Origin of the sequence: Streptomyces sp. NBC_00829, assembly GCF_045161795.1 — a bacterium.
Lineage (GTDB): Bacteria > Actinomycetota > Actinomycetes > Streptomycetales > Streptomycetaceae > Streptomyces.
Map to the genome: position 1 here is coordinate 4,863,476 of NZ_CP108867.1, position 20,331 is coordinate 4,883,806.

Genomic DNA, 20,331 nt, shown 5'->3' on the forward strand with positions numbered 1-20,331 from the left:
CCCAGACCCCCTGGACTGCCTACCATCGATCACCGCAGGGTCCTTGTGCACCGCCGCACAATCTCGCCGGGAGGCTCCTTTGCACCGCCGTCGTCGCACCGCGCTCATCCTCTCCGCCGCTCTCCTCTGCGCCGCGCCCCTCATCGCGGCGTGCGGCAGTGACGCCCACCCCGGCGCCGCGGCCATCGTCGGCGGGGAGCGCATCGAGGTCGCCACCGTCCAGGCGCAGGTGAAGGACTCGCGCACCGCGCAGGCGAAGTCGGCGCAGGCCGCCCAGCTCATCAAGGACAGCGGGCAGCTCGGCCGCGCCAAGCTCTACTACCTGATCGTCGACAAGGTCGTCCAGCGTGCCGCCGACGACGCCGGGGTCAAGGTCAGCCGCAAGGAGATCCAGGACAGCCGCGCCGCCCTGGAGAAGCAGGTCGGCGGCGAGGAAAAGGTGGCCGCCATGTATCTCCAGCAGCGGGGTGCCGCTCCCGGCGAGGTCGACGGCGTCGTACGCCGCGACCTCCTCGTCAACAAGATCGCCATGGCTCTGGGGGCAGGGAACAACCCCGAGGGCCAGCAGAAGCTGAACCAGGCCTACACCGCCGCCGCCAAGGCGCTGCACATCGAGGTGAACCCCCGCTACGGCGCCTGGAACGACCAGAAGCTGGAGCTGGGCGACTACAAGGCCCCCTGGATCACCCAGGTCACCAAGCAGCCGCAGTCCGGCGAGGCCGGTGCGTAGCGGGAGGTAGGTTCGAGGGGTGACCACAGAAGCACCCGTCGCCCCCGGCCGAATCGTCCTTCTCACCGCCAGCCACCGCGTCGCGCCGGGGCTGCTGTCCTGGCCCGCGTGGCAGACGCTGCACGGCGCCGACCAGGTGCTCTGCGCCGACGCGGGGCATCCGCAGCTGCCGTACCTGCGCGAGGCCGGTGTCGAGGTGGAGATCGCCGCGCCCACCGCCCAGGAGCTCGTCGACGTCTGCGCCGGGGGTGCCTCCCAGGCCGGAGGCTCCGGGGGAGGACGTACCGTCGTCGTCCTGCCATCCGGCGAGGGCGACCGGGCCCTGACCGACGGGCTCGCCCGGCTCGCCGGGTCCGGGCGGGTCCAGATGCCGGACCTGGAGCTGCTCCCCGGCTCGTACGACCTGCCCGGCGCCCGGCTCCTCGACCTGGTGCAGGTCATGGACCGGATCCGGCGGCAGTGCCCGTGGTCCTCGCAGCAGACCCACAAGGGGCTCGCCAAGTACGCCATCGAGGAGGCGTACGAACTGGTCGAGGCGATCGAGGACGGCGACCGTGACGAGCTGCGCGAGGAGCTCGGTGACGTACTGCTCCAGGTCGTCTTCCACGCCCGCATCGCTCAGGAGGACGAGGAGGAGCCGTTCTCCGTCGACGACGTCGCCGCGACGATCGTCGAGAAGCTGATCCACCGCCACCCCCATGTCTTCGGGGACGAGCGCGCCGAGACGCCGGAGGAGGTCAAGGAGCACTGGCTGCGCACGAAGGCGATCGAGAAGCAGCGCGACTCGGTGACCGACGGTGTCCCGCTCGGCCAGCCCGGTCTGGCACTGGCCGCCAAGCTCGCGAGCCGAGTCCGCACCGCCGGTCTCGACATCCCGCTGCCCGCCGGTGACGGCATCGGCTACGACCTGCTCGCCCTCGCCGCCGGCGCCGAGGCCTCGGGCACCGACCCGGAGGCAGCCCTGCGGGCGGCGGCCCGCGCCTACCGGGACGCGATTCTTGTCGCAGAGTCCGTCGAGGGGCAGACGTGAGCGCTCAGCCCGAGTTGTTCACCTGGGAGTTCGCCACCGACCCCTATCCCGCGTACGCCTGGCTGCGCGAGCACGCCCCCGTGCACCGCACCCGGCTCCCCAGTGGGGTCGAGGCATGGCTGGTGACGCGGTACGCCGACGCCCGGCAGGCCCTGGCCGACCAGCGGCTGAGCAAGAATCCCGCGCATCACGACGAGCCCGCCCACGCCAGGGGAAAGACCGGCATCCCCGGTGAGCGCAAGGCCGAGCTGATGACCCATCTGCTCAATATCGACCCGCCGGACCACACCCGGCTGCGGCGCCTGGTGTCGAAGGCCTTCACCCCGCGTGTGGTCGCCGAATTCGCCCCCCGGGTACAGGAACTGACGGACCGGCTGATCGACACGATCTTTGAGAATCAGCACAGCGCGGAGAAGGGGAAGGCGGACCTCATTCACGAGTTCGCCTTCCCGCTCCCCATCTACGCCATCTGCGACATGCTCGGCGTCCCGCGCGAGGACCAGGACGACTTCCGCGACTGGGCCGGGATGATGATCCGGCACGGCGGAGGGCCGCGCGGCGGAGTCGCGCGTTCCGTGAAGAAGATGCGTGGATACCTGGCCGAGCTGATTCACCGCAAGCGCGAGGTTCCGGGCGACGATCTGATCTCGGGGCTCATCGAGGCGTCGGACCACGGGGAGCACCTCACCGAGAACGAGGCCGCCGCCATGGCCTTCATCCTGTTGTTCGCGGGGTTCGAGACGACCGTGAACCTCATCGGGAACGGCGTGTACGCGCTGCTGCGCAACCCGGAGCAGCGCGAGCGGCTCCAGGCGTCCCTCGCGGCCGGCGAGAGCGGGCTTCTTGAGACCGGTGTCGAGGAACTGCTGCGCTACGACGGGCCCGTGGAGCTCGCGACCTGGCGGTTCGCCACCGAGCCGCTCGTCATCGGCGGGCAGGAGATCGCGGCGGGGGACCCCGTGCTCGTCGTACTCGCCGCCGCCGACCGGGACCCCGGGCGGTTCGCCGGGCCGGACACTCTCGATCTCTCCCGGCGCGACAACCAGCATCTGGGATACGGGCACGGCATCCACTACTGCCTCGGTGCGCCGCTCGCCCGGCTGGAGGGGCAGACCGCGCTCGCCACGCTCCTGAGGAGGATGCCGGACTTGCGGCTTGCGGGCGATCCGGCCGATTTGCGGTGGCGTGGAGGGTTGATTATGCGTGGATTGCGCACTCTGCCCGTTGAGTTCACTCCTCGACAGAACTGACGATCTGTCAGGATCGTAACTTTCACGTGATCTCCGCTGCATCCACTTGTGACTCAACAACGATTGCGACTACGTTCACCGTCGTCTCAGCGGTCACAGGGCGAAAGGCAACGCATGCGTTCCGGGAATGGTCGGCATCGCCGACCCCGTCAGGCTCCGGCCATTGTCGTCGCGGCAGGGGTGACGGGATCGGCCATCGCGATCCCTCTTCTCGGGGCAGGTTCGGCCTCCGCCGCCGACGCCTCCACATGGGACCGGGTCGCCGAGTGCGAGAGCGGCGGCATGTGGAGCGCCGACCTCGGCAACGGGTACTACGGCGGGCTCCAGATATCCGAGGAGATCTGGCAGAACTACGGCGGCACGGACTATGCCGCACGCGCCGACCTCGCCAGCCGCTCCCAGCAGATCGCGGTCGCCGAGAGGGTTCTCGACGCGCAGGGCCCCGAGGCGTGGCCCGGCTGTGCGGCCATGGCGGGGCTGCGGAACGACGGCGCCGTGACCGGCGTCGACCCGGGGGCCGGCACGACCCTGCCGCTGCCGGGCGCCTCCACCGCGCCGACCGCGTCCACGCTGTCGGCGAAGCCCTCGGACGGCGCGACGGGAACGGCGCCACCGAAGGGCGCGACCGGCGAGGCCGCCGATACGGCAGGCTCCGCCGAGGCCGCCTCGTCCGCCACGACGGGCGACGATCAGGACTCCGAGAGCGCCGGCGGCAAGCACCGCGGCGAGGCCGCCACGGAGGGTGTGCAGGCGGACGCTGTGGACGATGAGCGCGAAGCGGGGCGCCACGCTTCGCGCAGTGACGGTCCGACACGGGATGAAGCGGGCGAAACGGACAAGGGTGGCTCTGAGGGTGCCGAGCCGGGCGAGTACACGGTCCGTGCGGGCGACAGCCTTTCCGCGATCGTCGACGAGCAGGAGCTCGACGGCGGCTGGACCGCCCTCTATGCGGCGAACCGGGCGACCGTGGGCACCGACCCCGACCTCATCATCCCTGGCCAGAGCCTGGATCTTGATCTGGAGCCGAGCTCGAAGTAGGTATCGAATCGAGGGCAGTTCGCTGCCTTATGTCCGATTCTGCGCAAGTGAGACAAGGGTCTCTTTGCCCCAACTGACGTATCTGCCCCGACAGAATCACCCATTCCGCCCGCCACCTGCATAAACGTATATGTCCCCCCGGGCGGGATGGGCGTTTTCTCCCCGATGTTCCGTCTTTGAACATCGGGGAGAGCTGTGTCTACGGTCTGTACCGCTCGCCATCGCGGGCACCGCTGACCGTCACGCCGAATCCTGCCGTCGGTCGGGGGGAGTAGTCGACGCGCAAAGCGCCGAAGGCAGGAGCGGGGGACCCAAGGTAAGTGCCGGCCCAGGCCGTTGAGAGATCGACGGCTCCGACCGGCTTGGGGTGAAGTCGCACGCAAGGACGTGCGACCGGGCAACTCACTTGGCCCGAACCCGACAGCTCACCTCGTAGGCGTCGGTGAGGAGATGTCCCATGCTGTTCTCCACCAAGGGCAAGCACCGCCGCCCGTCCAGGGCCACCCGTATCGCCACGCTCGCCGGTGTCACCGGTGCGGCCGTCGCCGCCCCGCTGCTCGGAGCCACCTCGGCCTCCGCCGCGACCGGGTCCGAGTGGGACGCCGTCGCCCAGTGCGAGTCCGGCGGCAACTGGTCGATCAACACCGGCAACGGCTTCTACGGCGGCCTGCAGTTCACCAACTCCACCTGGGCCGCCTTCGGCGGCACGGCCTACGCCTCGCGCGCCGACCTCGCCTCCAAGGCCCAGCAGATAGCCATCGGCGAGAAGGTCCTCGCGGGCCAGGGCAAGGGCGCCTGGCCGAGCTGCGGCGTCGGTCTGTCCAACGCCGCGTACGAGGGCGGCTCCGCGCAGCCCGCCGCCAAGCCCGCCCCCGAGCGCGCCGAGGCCCCCACCACCCGCTCCGCGCGCCCCGCCGCTCCGGCCAAGTCCGCGACGCCGGCCAAGGGCGTCAAGAAGGGCGACGGCGAATACACGGTGAAGTCCGGTGACACCCTCGGCTCCATCGCCGCGGACAAGAAGGTCAAGGGCGGCTGGAAGAAGCTGTTCGACCTGAACAAGGACATCATCGACGACGCCGATGTGATCTACCCGGGCCAGCGGCTCCACCTGAGCTGACCCGAGGAGCGGGAGTCGAAGGACTCCGGTGGACCCGGCGGACCACCGGCCCCGACGAGCTCCCGCCCCCAGCCACCCCGGTCCGGCGCGCTGTCCCCCGCACGCGCCGGACCGGGGTTCCTCTTTGTCGCCCGCGTTTGTTACTCGCGCGTAGTTCATGCGCCGTATGTCCGGTGCCATACGTCTTCCCACCGTTTTTCGTCCCAGGGGGCGGGCATCGGGCGGCGTACGCGGCGGAGCCGGTTAGGCTCATGCCGCAAGGCCAAGAGACCCTGCACTCCAAGCGTCACATCCCAGAAGGAGATGCTCGTGCCGTCCATCGACGTCGTCGTAGCCCGGGAAATCCTGGACTCCCGAGGCAACCCCACGGTCGAGGTCGAGGTTGGCCTCGACGACGGCAGCACGGGCCGTGCTGCTGTTCCGTCCGGCGCCTCCACCGGTGCGTTCGAGGCTCTTGAGCTCCGCGACGGTGACCAGAACCGCTACCACGGCAAGGGCGTGGAGAAGGCCGTCCTCGCCGTCATCGAGCAGATCGGCCCGGAGCTCGTCGGCTACGACGCCACCGAGCAGCGCCTGATCGACCAGGCGATGTTCGACCTGGACGCCACCCCGGACAAGTCCTCGCTCGGCGCCAACGCCATCCTCGGCGTCTCCCTCGCCGTGGCGCACGCCGCCTCCGAGGCCTCTGACCTGCCGCTCTTCCGCTACCTCGGCGGCCCGAACGCGCACCTGCTGCCCGTTCCGATGATGAACATCCTGAACGGCGGCTCGCACGCCGACTCCAACGTGGACATCCAGGAGTTCATGATCGCCCCGATCGGCGCGGAGTCCTTCTCCGAGGCCCTGCGCTGGGGCACCGAGGTCTACCACACCCTCAAGTCCGTCCTGAAGACCAAGGGCCTGTCGACCGGTCTGGGCGACGAGGGCGGCTTCGCGCCGAACCTCGAGTCCAACCGCGCCGCCCTCGACCTCATCCTTGAGGCCATCAAGCAGGCCGGCTACGTCCCGGGCAAGGACATCGCGCTCGCGCTCGACTGTGCCGCGTCCGAGTTCTACAAGGACGGCTCGTACGAGTTCGAGGGCAAGTCCCGCTCGGCCGCCGAGATGACCGAGTACTACGAGGAGCTCGTCGCCTCCTACCCGCTGGTCTCCATCGAGGACCCGCTGTTCGAGGACGACTGGGCCGGCTGGAACGTCATCACCGAGAAGCTCGGCTCCAAGGTGCAGCTGGTGGGCGACGACCTGTTCGTCACCAACCCGGAGCGCCTGGCGCGCGGCATCGAGGAGAACTCCGCCAACGCGCTGCTCGTCAAGGTCAACCAGATCGGTTCGCTGACCGAGACCCTGGACGCCGTGGAGCTCGCCCAGCGCAGCGGCTTCAAGTGCATGATGTCCCACCGCTCCGGTGAGACGGAGGACGTCACCATCGCCGACCTGGCCGTCGCCACCAACTGCGGCCAGATCAAGACCGGCGCCCCGGCCCGCTCCGAGCGCGTCGCCAAGTACAACCAGCTGCTGCGCATCGAGGAGATCCTCGACGACGCCGCGGTGTACGCGGGCCGCTCCGCGTTCCCCCGCTTCAAGGACTGACGCCCCGGAGCCGGGCGTTCCCCGCTTCAAGGGCTGAGCAGCCCGTCGTCCGTACGTCCCCGCACTCGGTCCCGTACCGTGTGCGGGGACGTACGTACGTATCGGGGAGGCGGGACATGGCCGGGAAGGACCGCGATCGGTTCTCCACCGCGACCAGGATTCGGCTGCTCGGTGAGCAGACCGCCGCCCGGGTCTACCGTTCCCAGAACCGCCGCCAGGCCCGCCGCTCCCGGCTGACCGGCCGTGCGGCCTTCCTGGTGCTGGTGGTCTGCTCGCTGGTCGTGGCGCTTGCCTATCCGATGCGGCAGTACGTGTCGCAGCGCGGGGACATCGCCGACGAGCAACGCCGAATGGCGGATGCCGAGCAGAAAGTCGAACGGCTGAGGGACGAGAAGGCGCGGCTCCAGGACGACCAGTACGTCCAGCGTCTGGCCCGCGAGCATCTGCACTTCGTGCTTCCGGGCGAGAGCGGCTACACCATGATCGATCCCGAGGCCGCCGAGCAGCGCCGTACGGAAGAGGGGGCGGCCGACCGCCCCTGGTACTCGAACGTCTGGGACGGCGTCGACAGCGCCGACCGCAGGTAGAACCGCAGAATTGAACTAGGCAGGCATGGAAACCCCTCCACCCACCACCGCACACACCGAGCCGACCGACGCGGACATCGCCGCGTTCAGGGAGCAGCTCGGACGCCCGCCGCGCGGGCTGCGCGCGATCGCCCACCGCTGCCCGTGCGGGCAGCCGGACGTCGTCGAGACCGCGCCCCGGCTCCCCGACGGCACGCCCTTCCCGACGCTGTACTACCTGACCTGCCCGCGGGCCGCTTCGGCTATCGGCACGCTGGAGGCCAACGGCGTCATGAAGGAGATGACCGAACGCCTCGCGAGCGATGCGGAGCTGGCCGCCGCGTACCGCGCGGCCCACGAGGACTACATCGCGCGCCGTGACGCCATCGAGGTGCTGGCGGGGTTCCCCAGCGCAGGCGGCATGCCCGACCGGGTGAAGTGCCTGCACGTCCTGGTCGGCCACTCGCTCGCGGCGGGCCCCGGCGTCAATCCGCTGGGCGACGAGGCGATCGCGATGCTGCCCGAGTGGTGGCGCAAGGGCCCCTGCGTCACGGCGTGCGAGGTCCCTCGTGACGAGGCCGAAGCGCGCGAGGACCGCGCGGAAGCGGACCGAGCGGAAGCGGACCGCGCGGAAGAAGCAATAGTGGACCGCGCGGAAGAAGGGGACGAGAAGTGACCCGGGTCGCCGCGATCGACTGCGGTACGAACTCCATCCGGCTGCTCGTCGCCGACGCCGACCCCGACACCGGGGAGCTTGTCGAGCTGGACCGGCGGATGATCATCGTCCGGCTCGGCCAGGGTGTGGACCGGACCGGACGGCTCGCCCCCGAGGCGCTGGAGCGCACGTTCGCGGCCTGCCGCGAGTACGCGGCGGTGATCAAGGAGCTCGGTGCCGAGAAGCTCCGCTTCGTGGCCACCTCCGCCTCGCGCGACGCCTCGAACCGGGACGACTTCGTCCGGGGCGTGCTGGACATCCTGGGCGTTGAGCCCGAGGTGATCACCGGTGACCAGGAGGCGGAATTCTCCTTCACCGGCGCGACCCGGGAGCTGCCGGGCCATGAGGAGCGCCTGGTCGTGGACATCGGCGGTGGATCCACCGAGTTCGTCGTCGGCCGCGAGCACGTGGAGGCCGCGCGGTCGGTGGACATCGGCTGCGTACGGCTGACCGAGCGTCATGTCCGCAGCGATCCCCCGGCCGCCGACGAGGTCGCCGCGATCCGCGCGGACGTCGCGGCGGCGCTCGACCACGCCGAGGAGAGCGTCCCGATCTCCGACGCCCGTACGCTCGTCGGTCTCGCCGGTTCGGTGACCACGGTCGCCGGGATCGCGCTGGGTCTCGGCGCGTACGACTCGAAGGCGATCCACCACGCGCGGATCTCCTACGAGCGGGTCGCCGAGGTCACCTCGATGCTGCTGAGCGCCACCCATGACGAGCGGGCGGCGATCCCCGTCATGCACCCCGGCCGGGTGGACGTCATCGGCTCAGGGGCGCTCGTACTGCTCGCGATCATGGAGCGGACGGGGGCGCGGGAAGTGGTCGTCAGCGAGCACGACATCCTCGACGGGATCGCCTGGTCGGTCGCCTGAGACCGGGTCAGCGGTCCCCGCGAGACGAAGTTCGTGAAGTTCTTCACAAGGAAAAGGGGCCTGATGGGGGCTGTGGAGGGCCGAAAGGCCCTTCCGGCTCGTCCATCGGGCCCAAGGGCGCCGATTCCCCGCCGTGCGGGGTGCGTTACGCGGGTGTGAAACGAGGCTGCGGTTCACCGCGGAGAGGTCCTTTCGGGCCAGCTCACGAGGGGTGGAGGACGTCCGTTCCGTCAGGGTGGTTCCCTTGCCGCACCATGACCTCGGTCACGTGGGTCGCGCAGTGTAGCAGAGGTGGGTCGACACCTTGTGAAGGGGCTCACGAGCACCCCCTCCGAGGGGGGTGGATACTCGATGGCATGAGCACCACGGAGCGTCCCAGGATCCTCGTTGTAGGCGGTGGGTACGTAGGCCTGTACGCAGCTCGACGCATTCTGAAGAAGATGCGCTACGGCGAGGCGACCGTCACGGTCGTCGACCCGCGCTCGTACATGACGTACCAGCCCTTCCTCCCCGAAGCTGCTGCCGGCAGCATCTCGCCTCGGCATGTCGTCGTCCCGCTGCGACGCGTGCTGCCCAAGGCCGAGGTCCTCACCGGCCGAGTCACGACCATCGACCAGGACCGCAAGGTCGCGACGGTCTCGCCGCTGGTCGGCGAGGCGTACGAGCTGCCGTTCGACTACCTGGTCGTCGCGCTCGGAGCGGTCTCCCGCACCTTCCCGATCCCCGGCCTCGCCGAGCAGGGCATCGGCATGAAGGGCATCGAGGAGGCCATCGGCCTGCGCAACCACGTCCTGGAGCAGCTCGACAAGGCCGACTCGACGACGGACGAGGACGTCCGCCGCAAGGCGCTGACCTTCGTCTTCGTGGGCGGCGGCTTCGCCGGTGCGGAGACCATCGGCGAGGTGGAGGACCTGGCGCGCGACGCGGCCAAGTACTACACCAGCGTCAAGCGCGAGGACATGCGCTTCATCCTGGTCGACGCGGCCGACAAGATCCTTCCCGAGGTGGGCCCGAAGCTGGGCAAGTACGGCAAGGAGCACCTCGAGGGCCGCGGCATCGAGATCTACCTGTCGACATCGATGGACTCCTGCGTGGACGGCCACGTGGTGCTGAAGAACGGCCTGGAGGCCGACTCCAACACCATCGTGTGGACCGCCGGTGTGAAGCCGAACCCGGCGCTGGCCCGCTACGGTCTGCCCCTCGGTCCGCGGGGCCACGTGGACACCGGCACGACCCTTCAGGTCCAGGGCACCGACTACATCTGGGCCGCGGGCGACAACGCGCAGGTCCCGGACATGGCGGCGCGCAAGGCCGGAGTCGAGAACGCCTGGTGCCCGCCGAACGCGCAACACGCGCTGCGGCAGGCGCGGGTGCTCGGCGACAACGTGATCTCCGGTATGCGGGGCTTCCCGCAGAAGGAGTACAGCCACGCCAACAAGGGTGCGGTGGCCGGGCTCGGCCTGCACAAGGGCGTCGCGATGATCGTCATGGGCAAGATGAAGATCAAGCTGCGCGGGCGGCTGGCGTGGTACATGCACCGCGGCTACCACGGCATGGCGATGCCGACGTGGAACCGTAAGATCCGGGTCTTCGCGGACTGGACTCTGGCGATGTTCCTCAAGCGTGAGGTGGTCTCGCTGGGCGCGATGGAGACGCCGCGCGAGGAGTTCTACGAGGCGGCCAAGCCGGCTCCGGCGGCGTCCGCGCCGGCCCCGGAGAGGGCGAAGGCCTCCTAGGGCCTCTCGTTTGGAGCCCCGGCACCCCGACGAAGGGGCCGCCCGCCATCCGTGGTGCGGGCGGCCCCTTCGCCGTGCGCGGAGGGTTTTCCCACCCGCCCGCTCTTGAGCCGGAAGTCCCGGTGCCTCGGGCGGGGCAGCCGCGCGCCGCAGCCGGCTCTCCTGGCCCGGCCGCCCGGCCCCCAGCCCCGGCCCCCGGCTCGTGGCCCGGGTGGCCGCTGTCCTTCCACGGCGGCGACGGCCATGTCCCCTGCGGCGCCGGGCCGCGCGCCGTCGGGCGAAGCGCGGCCCCCGGCACCGACCCCCCGCGGGCCGTGTGCTCCGAGTGCCTGCGGCCGGCCGGCCGCAGGGCGTGGCCGGGCCCGACCGACCCCCGTCGCACGGGGCGCCCCGAGTGGCCGGTCCACGCCGACGCGCCCGCGCACGCGCGGGCAGGAACTCCCGATATGTGCCGAGTGCAGATAAATTGCTTGGGCATTGCGCGATGCAGGGAAGCCCTCACAGTGGTCCGATTGTTCCCTGGAGTGCACCGCGCCGCCCCACCGCGGCGTGGTGCCGGAGCATTTCTGGGATCCATCGTCACGGAGGTGTGCGCCATGGGCGACGCCGCGCTGCGGCTGACCACTCTTGCCGAGGAGTTGCTGGGAGCCCCGCTCCCGGTCCGTATCCGGGCCTGGGACGGTACCGAGTCCGGGCCTCCAGGCGCTCCCGTGCTCGTCGTCCGGCATCGGCGCGCCCTGCGCCGACTGCTCTGGCGGCCGGGTGAGCTCGGGCTCGCGCGGGCCTGGGTGGCCGGGGAGATCGACGTCGACGGCGATCTGTACGCCGTGCTCGATCTGCTCGCCGGGATCGTCTGGGAGCGCGGCGACGACGGCCTCGCCGTCCACCCCCTGCGCGACCCGCGTCTGCTTGCCGCCGCCCGCGGGCTGCTGAAGCTCGGCGGCGCCCTGCCGCCCCCGCCCCCGCCCGCCGAGGAAGTCCGCCGGCGCCCCGGGCCGTTGCACACCAAGCGGCGCGACAAACGGGCCATCAGCCACCACTACGACGTGGGCAATTCCTTCTACGAGCTGGTCCTCGGGCCGTCCATGGTCTATTCGTGCGGGTACTGGAAGGACGGCGGCACCCTCGAAGACGCCCAGCGCGACAAGCTCGACCTCGTCTGCCGCAAGCTCGCGCTCCGGGACGGTGACCGGCTCCTCGACGTCGGCTGCGGCTGGGGCTCCATGGCTGTCCACGCCGCCCGTGAGTACGGAGCCCGGGTCATCGGCGTCACCCTCTCCCGCGAACAGGCGGCCTACGCCCGCAAGCGCATCGCCGAGGAGGGGCTCACCGACCGGATCGAGATCCGCGTTCAGGACTACCGGGACGTCAGGGACGGTCCGTACGACGCCATTTCCTCCATCGGGATGGCCGAACACGTCGGCGAGGTGCGGTACCACGAGTACGCCGAACAGCTCCTCTCCCTCCTCGGGTCCGGCGGCCGGCTTCTCAACCATCAGATCGCGCGCCCTCCCGAGCGGGACGAATCCTCCTACCGGCTCGACGAGTTCATCGACCGCTATGTCTTTCCCGACGGGGAGCTCACGCCGCTCGGCCGTACCGTCACCTCCCTCGAAACGGCGGGCTTCGAGGTGCGCGACGTCGAGTCGATCCGTGAGCACTACGCCCTCACCCTGCGCCGCTGGGTCGCCAACATGGAGGGCGACTGGCGCCGGGCCGTGCGCCACAGCTCGCCCGGACGCGCCCGCGTCTGGCGGCTCTACATGGCCGCCTGCGCCGTCGCCTTCGAGCGCAACAGGATCGGCGTCAACCAGATCCTCGCCGTGAAGTCGCCCGAGAGCGGGGAGTCCGGGATGCCCTTGCGGGCCCGCACCTGGAACTGAGCGGCACCCGTACGGGAGGGTGCACCACCCCTGCCCGGAACCTTCCTGGAGCCGAGCGGCGGGACAGCGCCGAGGCCCCCGCGACCGGTACCGGTCGCGGGGGCCTCGTGCGGGACGGGGTCCGTACTACTCCGTCTTGATGGCCGTCAGCATGTTCAGCCTCGCGGCGCTGCGGGCGGGCCAGAGCGCGGCCAGCACCCCGACCACTCCGGCGAGCAGCAGGAAGATCCCGATCCGGTCCCACGGCATGACCAGCACATAGCCCGGAATCTCGTTGCGGATCGTCTCGCCGATCGCCCAGGCGAGGAAGGTCCCGAGGCCGATGCCGATCACCGCGCCGAAGACCGAGATCACCACCGCCTCCAGGCGGATCATGCGCTTGACCTTGCGGCGGTCCAGTCCGATCGCCCGCAGCATGCCGATCTCCTGCTGACGCTCGAACACGGACATGGCGAGGGTGTTGACGACACCCAGTACGGCGATGATCAGAGCCATCGCGAGCAGCCCGTACATGATGTTCAGCATCGTGTTGATCATGCCGCCGTACATGTTCCGGATGTCCTGCCGGTCCTTGATGCTCATCGCCGGGTTGTCGCCCAGCGCGTCCACCACCGCCTGCTCGTTCGCCTTGGTCGCGCCGCCGTCCATCGTCACCCAGATCTGGCGGATGTCCGGCTTGGCCTCGTACGGAGCGACGGCCGCGGTGGACAACAGCACCGGCGACAGGAACTCATTGCCCTCGTACACCGCGCCGATCGTCAGCTTCTTGGTGGTGGCCTTGCCGCCGTCCTTGCCGCCGTCCTTGTCGTCGCCGAACGTCACCGGCACGATGTCCCCGGCCTTCCAGCCGTTCGGCTTCGCGATGACCTCGGCGACGGCTATCTGGCCCTTGCCGAGCGTGGACATCGAACCCGAGACCGTCCTGAAGTCGATGACCTTCTCCACCGCGCCGGGGGTGACGGCGGAGGCGGCGTGCCATGTGCCCTTGATCGCCAGCGAGGTCGCCTGCTGCGCGGAGACCGCGCCGACGCCCTTCGCCTTCTCCAGCGCGGTCAGCGCCGACTTGTCCAGCGCACCACCGCCGGCCATCGTCACCATGTAGTCGGCCCTGATGATGTCCGTGGTCGCCTTGTCCACGGCCCGGCCCATCGTGACGCCGAGCACCGAGAGCCCGGTGACCAGGGTGAGGCCGATCGCCAGCGCGGAGGCGGTGGCGCCGGTACGGCGGGGGTTGCGGACCGCGTTCTGTCCGGCGAGCTTGCCCGACACTCCGAACACCCGGTTCAGCAGCGGACGGGCCAGAGCGATCACGGGACGCGACAGCAGCGGGATCAGCACGATGATGCCGATCAGCGACAGGAACGCACCGCCCCCGATGAGCGTCCGGCCGTCCTTGCCCATCGCCGCGCCGCCCAGGATCGCGGCCGCGCCCAGCAGTGTGATCACGCCGCCGATGGAGTTGCGCACGACGAGCGACTTGGTGCTCGCCACCGCGTGCACGCTGCTCATCGCCGCGACCGGCGCGATCTTCGCGGCCCGGCGGGCCGGCAGCCACGCGGCGAGCACGGTGACCAGGACGCCGACGGCGACCGCGGCGACGACCGCGGTGGGCGAGACGATCAGCGGGCCCGCGGGCACCTTCGCGCCGAAGCTGCTCATCGCCGAACGCAGCCCGCTCGCCAGGCCGATGCCGATGACGAAGCCGATGACGGAGGCGATCGCGCCCACGACCAGCGCCTCGAGGATGACGGAGCGCTTGACCTGGCGGCGGGACGCGCCGACGGCGCGCATCAGCGCCAGCTCCCTGGTGCGCTGGGCGACCAGCATGGTGAAGGTGTTGGCGATCAGGAAGATGCCGACGAAGAGGGCGATGGCCGCGAAGACCAGAAGCATCGTGTTGAGGCTGGACAGGCCGGCCTCGATCATCCGCGCTTCGTCGTCGGCGAGCTGCTTGCCGGTCTGCGCCTCGGCGCCCTTGGGCAGCAGCGGCTTTACCGCGGCCAGGATCTTCTGGTCGGAGGCCCCGGCCGCGGCGGCGATGGTGACGTCCTTGAAGTAACCCGGCTGCAGGTACAGCTTCTGCGCGACGGCGGTGTCGAACAGGACCAGGCTGCCGCCCGCGTTGACCGCGCCGTCCTCGGTGGTGAAGACGCCGGAGAGCGTGTACTCCTTCACCGGGCCGTTGGTCGCCACCCGCACGGTGTCCCCGACGTCGTACTTGCCCTTGGCGGCGGAGTCCTGGTCGAGGGCGATCTGGCCGTCCTTCGCAGGCCCCGAGCCGTCGGTGAAGGTGTACGCGGAGTCCTTGCCGTCCTTGCCGGGGGCGAAGTTCCCGCCGGTGTTGGACCAGCCGTTGCCGATCAGTTTGCCGTCCTGGTCGGCGACCCCGGCGAAGCCGGAGACCCGGCCGGTGGCACCGGCGACCCCGTCCAGGGACCGGATCTTCTCCAGGGTCCTGGGGTCGATGCCGGCGTCCTTCTTGCCGTCGTTGCGGATGACGTAGGTGGTGACGGAGACCGCGACGTTGTCGTAGCTCTTGGCCGACTGCTTGCGGTAGGCGTTGCCGAGGGTGTCGGTGAAGACCAGGGTGCCGGAGACGAAGGCCACGCCGAGCATCACGGCGAGTACGGTCATCAGCAGCCTGGCTTTGTGCGCGAGCACATTGCGCAGAGCGGTACGGAACATGTGTGTCAGTCCTGTGGTGAGAGCCGGGGATCTACGGCCGGTGGTGTGCGGTTCAGCGCCGGGTCAGCTGGTCCGGCCCTTGGCGTCGAACTCCTTCATCCGGTCGAGGACCCCGTCGGCGCTCGGGCTGAGCATCTCGTCGACGACCCGGCCGTCCGCCAGGAAGATCACCCGGTCGGCGTAGGAGGCGGCCACCGGGTCGTGGGTGACCATGACGACGGTCTGGCCCAGTTCCCGTACCGAATTGCGCAGGAAGCCCAGCACCTCGGCGCCCGCGCGCGAGTCCAGGTTTCCGGTCGGCTCGTCACCGAAGATGATCTCCGGCTGGGAGGCGAGGGCACGGGCGACGGCGACGCGCTGCTGCTGGCCGCCGGAGAGCTCGGTGGGGCGGTGACTGAGCCGGTCCCGCAGGCCCACCATGTCGATGACCTGCTCCAGCCACTGCTCGTTGGGCTTGCGGCCCGCGATGTCCATGGGGAGCGTGATGTTCTCCAGCGCGCTGAGCGTCGGCAGCAGGTTGAACGCCTGGAATATGAAGCCGATCTTGTCCCGGCGCAGCTGGGTCAGCTGCTTGTCCTTGAGCGACCCGAGTTCGGTCTCACCGATCCGTACGGACCCGGAGCTGAAGCTGTCGAGGCCGGCCACGCAGTGCATCAGCGTGGACTTGCCGGAGCCCGAGGGGCCCATGATCGCGGTGTACTCCGCCTGTCGGAAGTCGACGGTGACCCGGTCCAGCGCGACCACCTGGGTCTCGCCCGCTCCGTACACCTTGGACAGGTCCGTGGCGCGGGCGGCCACTGCGGTGGCGCGGTGAGCGATGGGGGTGGTGGTCACGAGGAGGGCTCCTGTCGGGGTGTGCGGTGGGAACGAGACCATCCTGTCCGCCGCCCGGCCGGGGATCGTCAGTCCCGATGCCCGTTGTCGGGGCCCACTTGGGTCGGACCGGGCCGCAGGATCGTCCTCCTTTGGGATGACGGTGTCCCTGAGAAGCGCCGAGGGGCAGGGCCGTTGAGCAGGCCTTGCGCAGAAGCGGTCACCGGGCGGCGACTTTCCGTCAATCCCATGGGGGCGGGGCGGCGGTCACCGGCCGCGTACGGCGCGTGTGAATGCGCCTTTTCCTGCACTGACGCACCCTCAAGAGTCAATGAAACAGGACAACATCGGGCCATCGGGCCGCTGGCCGGGGGATCTGCCCGGATAGGCTCAAGTGCCAACGCGGACCGCGCGTCATGCCCGGATGGTGGAATGCAGACACGGCGAGCTTAAACCTCGCTGCCCCTCGGGGGCGTACCGGTTCGAGTCCGGTTCCGGGCACTCCCACAGCACTCCGGGACGCGTCTCGCTCCCCTTGTCCGCACCCTCTGCCCACGCCCCCTCCGGCCCTTCGCCGCAGCCGCAGCCGCGCGTGACGAGTGCCTCGGTCTGCCTGCGTCCCCCGTCGCGACAGGCCGGGGCTCTTCGCTTACGGCTCGATCCTGATACCGGCGTCCCGTGCGAGGGCCAGGGCCAGTTCCATCGCTCCCGGTCCTTGCACGGTGGCGCCCTTCAGGTGTTCGGCCCCGCCGACGTCCAGCAGGGTGCAGTTCTCGAAACGGACGCGCTGCATCTGGACGTGGGCGAACTGGCCGCCGGTCAGGTTGCAGCCGGTGAACAGGACGTCGCGCATCTCGGCCCGCTGGAAACGGCCTGCGTGAGGGTGCAGTTCTCGAAGACGACACCCCTGAGGTCAGGGCATCGTCCCAGGTCAGATGGGGTTCCGGAAGCGGTTCGAGTCCGGTTCCGGGCACTCCCGCAGCACTCCGGGACACGCTTCGGCCCCCTGTTCGACCCTTCCTCTCTCCCCTCCACGCGCCGCTCTCATCGACCCGTTGTCTCCCCCGTCCGGCCCCTTCACCGCCGGGCGGGGAACGCGCCGAGTGGCGACCTCCAGAACCGCCCGCCGCCCGCGGAGGGCCCTTGGGACAGCGACCGCGCGACGCGCCCTCCGCCCGCCGGACCTGAGAGGGACTGTCACGATCGTGGAAAGATCCTCCCCGAGCACTAGGGTGTTCCCTTTGCCTTCGCATTACGCTGGCGGCAAGGCCGCGCTGGGTGGCCATGGAGGAGTGAGATGAGGAGCAGCAACCCGGTCTTCTCGCGACGGGGGTTCAGCCGCGACAACGGCTACGCGGGGTTCAACGCGCAGCAGCCGCAGGCCGGGGGCCCCGCCGTAGGAACCAACCCCTACGCCCAGGGCGCGGGCAACCCGTACGCCACCAACCCGTACGCACCGGCGGACACGCAGCTCGGCGCCCCGGCGCCGGCGCGGACCAACGCCATGACGATGGACGACGTCGTCTCGCGCACCGCCATCACGCTCGGCGTCGTCACCCTCGGTGCGATCCTCGCCTGGGCGGTCCTGCCCGTCTCGGCCACCAGCTACGGCCTGGCCATCGGCGCGGCCCTGGTGGCTTTCGTGCTCGCGATCGTCCAGTCCTTCAAGCGGACGCCGTCGCCTGCGCTGATCATCGGCTATGCCGCGTTCGAGGGCATCTTCCTCGGCGTGATCAGCGAGATGTACAACAGCGTCTGGTCGGGTGCCCCCTTCCAGGCGGTGCTCGGCACCATGGCGGTCTCCGGCGCCACGCTCTTCATGTACAAGGCCCGCTGGATCCGCGTCACCGCCCGGTACGCCCGGATCGGTATGACCATCGCGCTCGCGTTCATCGTCGTGATGGTCGTGAACATGCTCCTGGTGGTCTTCGACGTCGCCGGAGACGGCGGCCTGCGCAGCTTCGGCCCGATCGGCGCCATCGTGGGCATTCTCGCGATCCTGATCGGCTGCTTCTTCCTGACGCTGGACTTCAAGCAGATCGAGGACGGCATCGCATACGGCGCTCCGCGTGAGGAGAGCTGGCTGGCGGCCTTCGGCATCACGATGTCGCTGGTCTGGATCTACCTGGAGATGCTGCGCCTGGTCGCGATCTTCAGCGGCGACGACTAGAACGGACGCGGGGCCCTGCCCCGCTGCCGTACGGACACACAGAGGGCCCGGCGAGATCGTTCGCCGGGCCCTCTGGGCTGCGGCCTCCCGGGCCGTCGCGGGCGTGACGACGTGACGAAGGGCCCGTCCGGTGTGGCCGGCGGGCCCTTCGGCGTCTCGGGACCTGGGGCCTGTCGTGGGGATCCTGCCGGGCGCGCGTGCCATGGCACCACGGATCCGGACTGATCCAGGAGACAGGTCCTAGAGCAGTTTGCGCGCTGCGCGCCTCAGGTCGTACTCATGGATGATCGCTTTGGCGTGTCCGTAAGCGAGATTGTGCTCGCTCCGGAGCCAGCTGACCTTCTCTTCGAAGCGGAAGAGGGATGGGCCTTCGTCCACGGCACGAATCCAGTCGGATACTTCACGACCTGTGCAGTGGGGGATGCGGGAGAGCAGATTTCGATGGGTCTCTTCGGAGAAAGCTTGGGACATCGGCGCCTCCGGACGCGTTGCGCGTGTGCTCCTTCCCGCCACCGTGCCTGAGGGTTCGCGTATTGGCAACAGTGCGGGGGCGGCGCGTAGGGTCGCGGGGTGCTTGATACGAGTGAGCTGACGGCCTGCGTGGACGGGTTCGCCGACCGTCTGCGGGCCGCTCCGCAGAGTCGGCTGAAGAGGGGCGCGGCGGCCGAAGGGCTGGCGCTGGCCAGGGAGTTGGCACTGCGCGCCCAGCGGATCGAGGCGCCGGGGAGCGAGCTGTTGATCATGCCGGACGCGGGTCTGTTCGCCGTTGCTGATCAACTGTTGGTGGCGGGCCGAGATTTGGCCGAAGCACTGAGAACGGCCCCGTCCGGAACCATGTCGGAGGTGGACGAGGCCGTGGGGCTGGTGGGGGCCGCGATGGCCCGGTCCGGGCTGTAGGGCCGAACCCGGGGCTGCCGGCTCCCGGGGGCTGAGGGCTGCCGCGGCCTGGGCGATGGCTGCGAGGACGCCGGCCGGGCGATGGCTGCGAAGACGCCGGCCGGGCGATGGCTGCGAAGACGCCGGCCGGGCGAAGGCTACAGAGAGGCGATCACGCGGTCCGCGAGGATGTAGACGCTTTCCTCGCCGCACGCGAAGGTCAGGGCGTACGCGCCCGAGACGCCGGAGCCGCCCAGCAGGACCGGGGCATCGCCGGTGCGCAGCGCCTCGGCGAGGCGTTCGGCGGTCTCGCGGTGGCCGGGGGTCATACAGAGCGTCGTACCGTCCGCGAAGACGTACACGTCGAGCGTGCCGAGCGGCCCGGGGCGCACGTCGGCAAGCTCCGTGCGGGTCTCGGCCAGCGCTTCGAGGCGGGCCACGGTGCGCTCGTGGTCAGTGGCGACCGGGGTCTGGACCGGGACGAAGTCCGGGTGGGAGGGGTGGCGGCGGCGGGCCGCGGCCAGCTCGGGGGAGTCCTCGGCGAACTCCGTCACCTCGGGCAGGTCCGCCAGGTCGTCGAGTGCCTCGACGGCCTCCAGGTCCATCGCCTCCAGACCCACGAAATCGCTCTGGCGCGGAACGTAGAACGGCGGGAGCTCGTCGCCCGGTGCAGACAGGCCGCCCAGCAGCGAGGGGGCGTCTGCGGCGTCACGCGACTCCTGCGCGGCCCAGAAGGCCCGCGCTTCGGCCAGCTCGCGCTCGCGTTCCTCGGCGAGCGCCTCGGCGACGGCAGCGCGTATCTCGGCGGCAGGGGTGGGACGGGCATGCGGCACGGCGGCGCCACGGCCGGTGCCGTGCGCCACGGACAGCTCGCTGCGCAGGGCCGTGACCTGCCTGCGGAGCCCATGGGCGGCGTGCAGGGCAGCGGCGCCCACGGCGGTGGCGGCGGCCGTGGTCAGCAGCAGGGCAAGAGACAGAGCGCTCACTGACGTACTCCCGGTTTCAATCGATCCCCCGACTTCCTACATCAGCTTGCGGGGAGCCCGCGCCTCCTGTCAGTGCATTACGTCACGAATTGGACAGGACTTTGGGTCTGGCGTTTAGGGCGAAAAGGGCTTTGAGCTGGGGGTATGGCTCTCCCCCAGGAGCTAGGTCACATCCTGGGGGAGATTCAGTCACGAACTGGGTTCCACGCGGGGCCGAAACTGCTCGGCCGAGACGTTTCGGTGCGCTTGGTCGCGTTTCGTTTCGCGTTCGCTG

Annotated in this window: 18 protein-coding genes, 1 tRNA gene and 1 riboswitch; of the genes, 14 read left to right on the forward strand and 5 right to left on the reverse strand. The window is 70.1% G+C overall.

Going from position 1 to position 20,331, the window contains the following annotated elements:
- The first annotated feature begins 79 nt into the window (after positions 1 to 79).
- The 11 genes from OG293_RS21420 to OG293_RS21470 all read left to right on the forward strand — a co-directional run bounded on the left by OG293_RS21420 (position 80) and on the right by OG293_RS21470 (position 12,527).
- Positions 80 to 730, forward strand: a complete 651-nt coding sequence (locus tag OG293_RS21420) for a SurA N-terminal domain-containing protein (protein ID WP_406000394.1) — start codon at positions 80 to 82, stop codon at positions 728 to 730.
- 19 nt (positions 731 to 749) lie between these two features.
- Entirely contained in the window at positions 750 to 1,760 is a 1,011-nt protein-coding gene (locus tag OG293_RS21425) for a nucleoside triphosphate pyrophosphohydrolase (RefSeq protein ID WP_406000395.1), read from the forward strand.
- The gene (locus OG293_RS21430; protein WP_406000396.1) at positions 1,757 to 3,010 is read left to right on the forward strand and encodes a cytochrome P450; all 1,254 of its coding nucleotides are present in this window, start codon (positions 1,757 to 1,759) and stop codon (positions 3,008 to 3,010) included. Before OG293_RS21425 ends, OG293_RS21430 begins: the two co-directional genes overlap by 4 nt.
- Before the next feature lie 114 nt (positions 3,011 to 3,124).
- Positions 3,125 to 4,048 carry a transglycosylase family protein gene (locus tag OG293_RS21435; protein ID WP_406000397.1) on the forward strand — a complete coding sequence of 308 codons (924 nt, stop codon included), beginning with the start codon at positions 3,125 to 3,127 and terminating at the stop codon, positions 4,046 to 4,048.
- Positions 4,049 to 4,326: 278 nt separating this feature from the next.
- Positions 4,327 to 4,502: riboswitch (cyclic di-AMP (ydaO/yuaA leader) on the forward strand.
- Positions 4,503 to 4,505: 3 nt separating this feature from the next.
- Positions 4,506 to 5,165, forward strand: coding sequence for a transglycosylase family protein (locus OG293_RS21440; RefSeq protein ID WP_406000398.1), 660 nt, complete (start codon positions 4,506 to 4,508; stop codon positions 5,163 to 5,165).
- 303 nt (positions 5,166 to 5,468) lie between these two features.
- The gene (eno, locus tag OG293_RS21445) at positions 5,469 to 6,755 is read left to right on the forward strand and encodes a phosphopyruvate hydratase (RefSeq protein WP_406000399.1); all 1,287 of its coding nucleotides are present in this window, start codon (positions 5,469 to 5,471) and stop codon (positions 6,753 to 6,755) included.
- Positions 6,756 to 6,871: 116 nt separating this feature from the next.
- Positions 6,872 to 7,342 carry a septum formation initiator family protein gene (locus tag OG293_RS21450; RefSeq protein WP_406000400.1) on the forward strand — a complete coding sequence of 157 codons (471 nt, stop codon included), beginning with the start codon at positions 6,872 to 6,874 and terminating at the stop codon, positions 7,340 to 7,342.
- Between the two features lie 25 nt (positions 7,343 to 7,367).
- Complete coding sequence (locus tag OG293_RS21455) at positions 7,368 to 7,997, forward strand: DUF501 domain-containing protein (protein ID WP_406000401.1); 630 nt, start codon at positions 7,368 to 7,370, stop codon at positions 7,995 to 7,997.
- Positions 7,994 to 8,908, forward strand: a complete 915-nt coding sequence (locus OG293_RS21460; protein WP_406000402.1) for an exopolyphosphatase — start codon at positions 7,994 to 7,996, stop codon at positions 8,906 to 8,908. The genes OG293_RS21455 and OG293_RS21460 overlap by 4 nt, the downstream gene beginning before the upstream one ends.
- A 356-nt stretch (positions 8,909 to 9,264) precedes the next feature.
- Positions 9,265 to 10,644 carry an NAD(P)/FAD-dependent oxidoreductase gene (locus tag OG293_RS21465; protein ID WP_406000403.1) on the forward strand — a complete coding sequence of 460 codons (1,380 nt, stop codon included), beginning with the start codon at positions 9,265 to 9,267 and terminating at the stop codon, positions 10,642 to 10,644.
- Positions 10,645 to 11,240: 596 nt separating this feature from the next.
- On the forward strand, positions 11,241 to 12,527 hold the full coding sequence (locus OG293_RS21470; RefSeq protein ID WP_406000404.1) for a class I SAM-dependent methyltransferase: 1,287 nt from the start codon (positions 11,241 to 11,243) through the stop codon (positions 12,525 to 12,527).
- A 126-nt stretch (positions 12,528 to 12,653) separates the two neighbouring features.
- Here the strand turns inward: OG293_RS21470 and OG293_RS21475 are convergent, their stop codons facing one another.
- The gene (locus tag OG293_RS21475; RefSeq protein ID WP_406000405.1) at positions 12,654 to 15,212 is read right to left on the reverse strand and encodes an ABC transporter permease; all 2,559 of its coding nucleotides are present in this window, start codon (positions 15,210 to 15,212) and stop codon (positions 12,654 to 12,656) included.
- A 63-nt stretch (positions 15,213 to 15,275) separates the two neighbouring features.
- Complete coding sequence (locus OG293_RS21480; protein ID WP_406000406.1) at positions 15,276 to 16,046, reverse strand: ABC transporter ATP-binding protein; 771 nt, start codon at positions 16,044 to 16,046, stop codon at positions 15,276 to 15,278.
- A gap of 397 nt (positions 16,047 to 16,443) precedes the next feature.
- Between OG293_RS21480 and OG293_RS21485 the strand changes: the two genes are divergently transcribed.
- Positions 16,444 to 16,526: transfer RNA gene (locus OG293_RS21485), tRNA-Leu, on the forward strand.
- Positions 16,527 to 16,674: 148 nt separating this feature from the next.
- Here the strand turns inward: OG293_RS21485 and OG293_RS21490 are convergent.
- Positions 16,675 to 16,878, reverse strand: a complete 204-nt coding sequence (locus tag OG293_RS21490; RefSeq protein ID WP_406000407.1) for a hypothetical protein — start codon at positions 16,876 to 16,878, stop codon at positions 16,675 to 16,677.
- A 444-nt stretch (positions 16,879 to 17,322) separates the two neighbouring features.
- On the opposite strand from OG293_RS21490, the gene OG293_RS21495 reads away from it, so the two are divergent.
- Positions 17,323 to 18,195, forward strand: coding sequence for a Bax inhibitor-1/YccA family protein (locus tag OG293_RS21495; RefSeq protein ID WP_406000408.1), 873 nt, complete (start codon positions 17,323 to 17,325; stop codon positions 18,193 to 18,195).
- Positions 18,196 to 18,435: 240 nt separating this feature from the next.
- Here the strand turns inward: OG293_RS21495 and OG293_RS21500 are convergent, their stop codons facing one another.
- Positions 18,436 to 18,666 carry a DUF4287 domain-containing protein gene (locus tag OG293_RS21500; RefSeq protein ID WP_406000409.1) on the reverse strand — a complete coding sequence of 77 codons (231 nt, stop codon included), beginning with the start codon at positions 18,664 to 18,666 and terminating at the stop codon, positions 18,436 to 18,438.
- Between the two features lie 99 nt (positions 18,667 to 18,765).
- On the opposite strand from OG293_RS21500, the gene OG293_RS21505 reads away from it, so the two are divergent.
- Positions 18,766 to 19,092, forward strand: coding sequence for a hypothetical protein (locus tag OG293_RS21505; RefSeq protein ID WP_406000410.1), 327 nt, complete (start codon positions 18,766 to 18,768; stop codon positions 19,090 to 19,092).
- Positions 19,093 to 19,229: 137 nt separating this feature from the next.
- On the opposite strand, the gene OG293_RS21510 is transcribed toward OG293_RS21505, so the two are convergent.
- Positions 19,230 to 20,057: a hypothetical protein gene (locus OG293_RS21510; RefSeq protein WP_406000411.1), complete on the reverse strand. Its 828-nt coding sequence runs from the start codon at positions 20,055 to 20,057 to the stop codon at positions 19,230 to 19,232.
- Positions 20,058 to 20,331 lie beyond the last annotated feature (274 nt).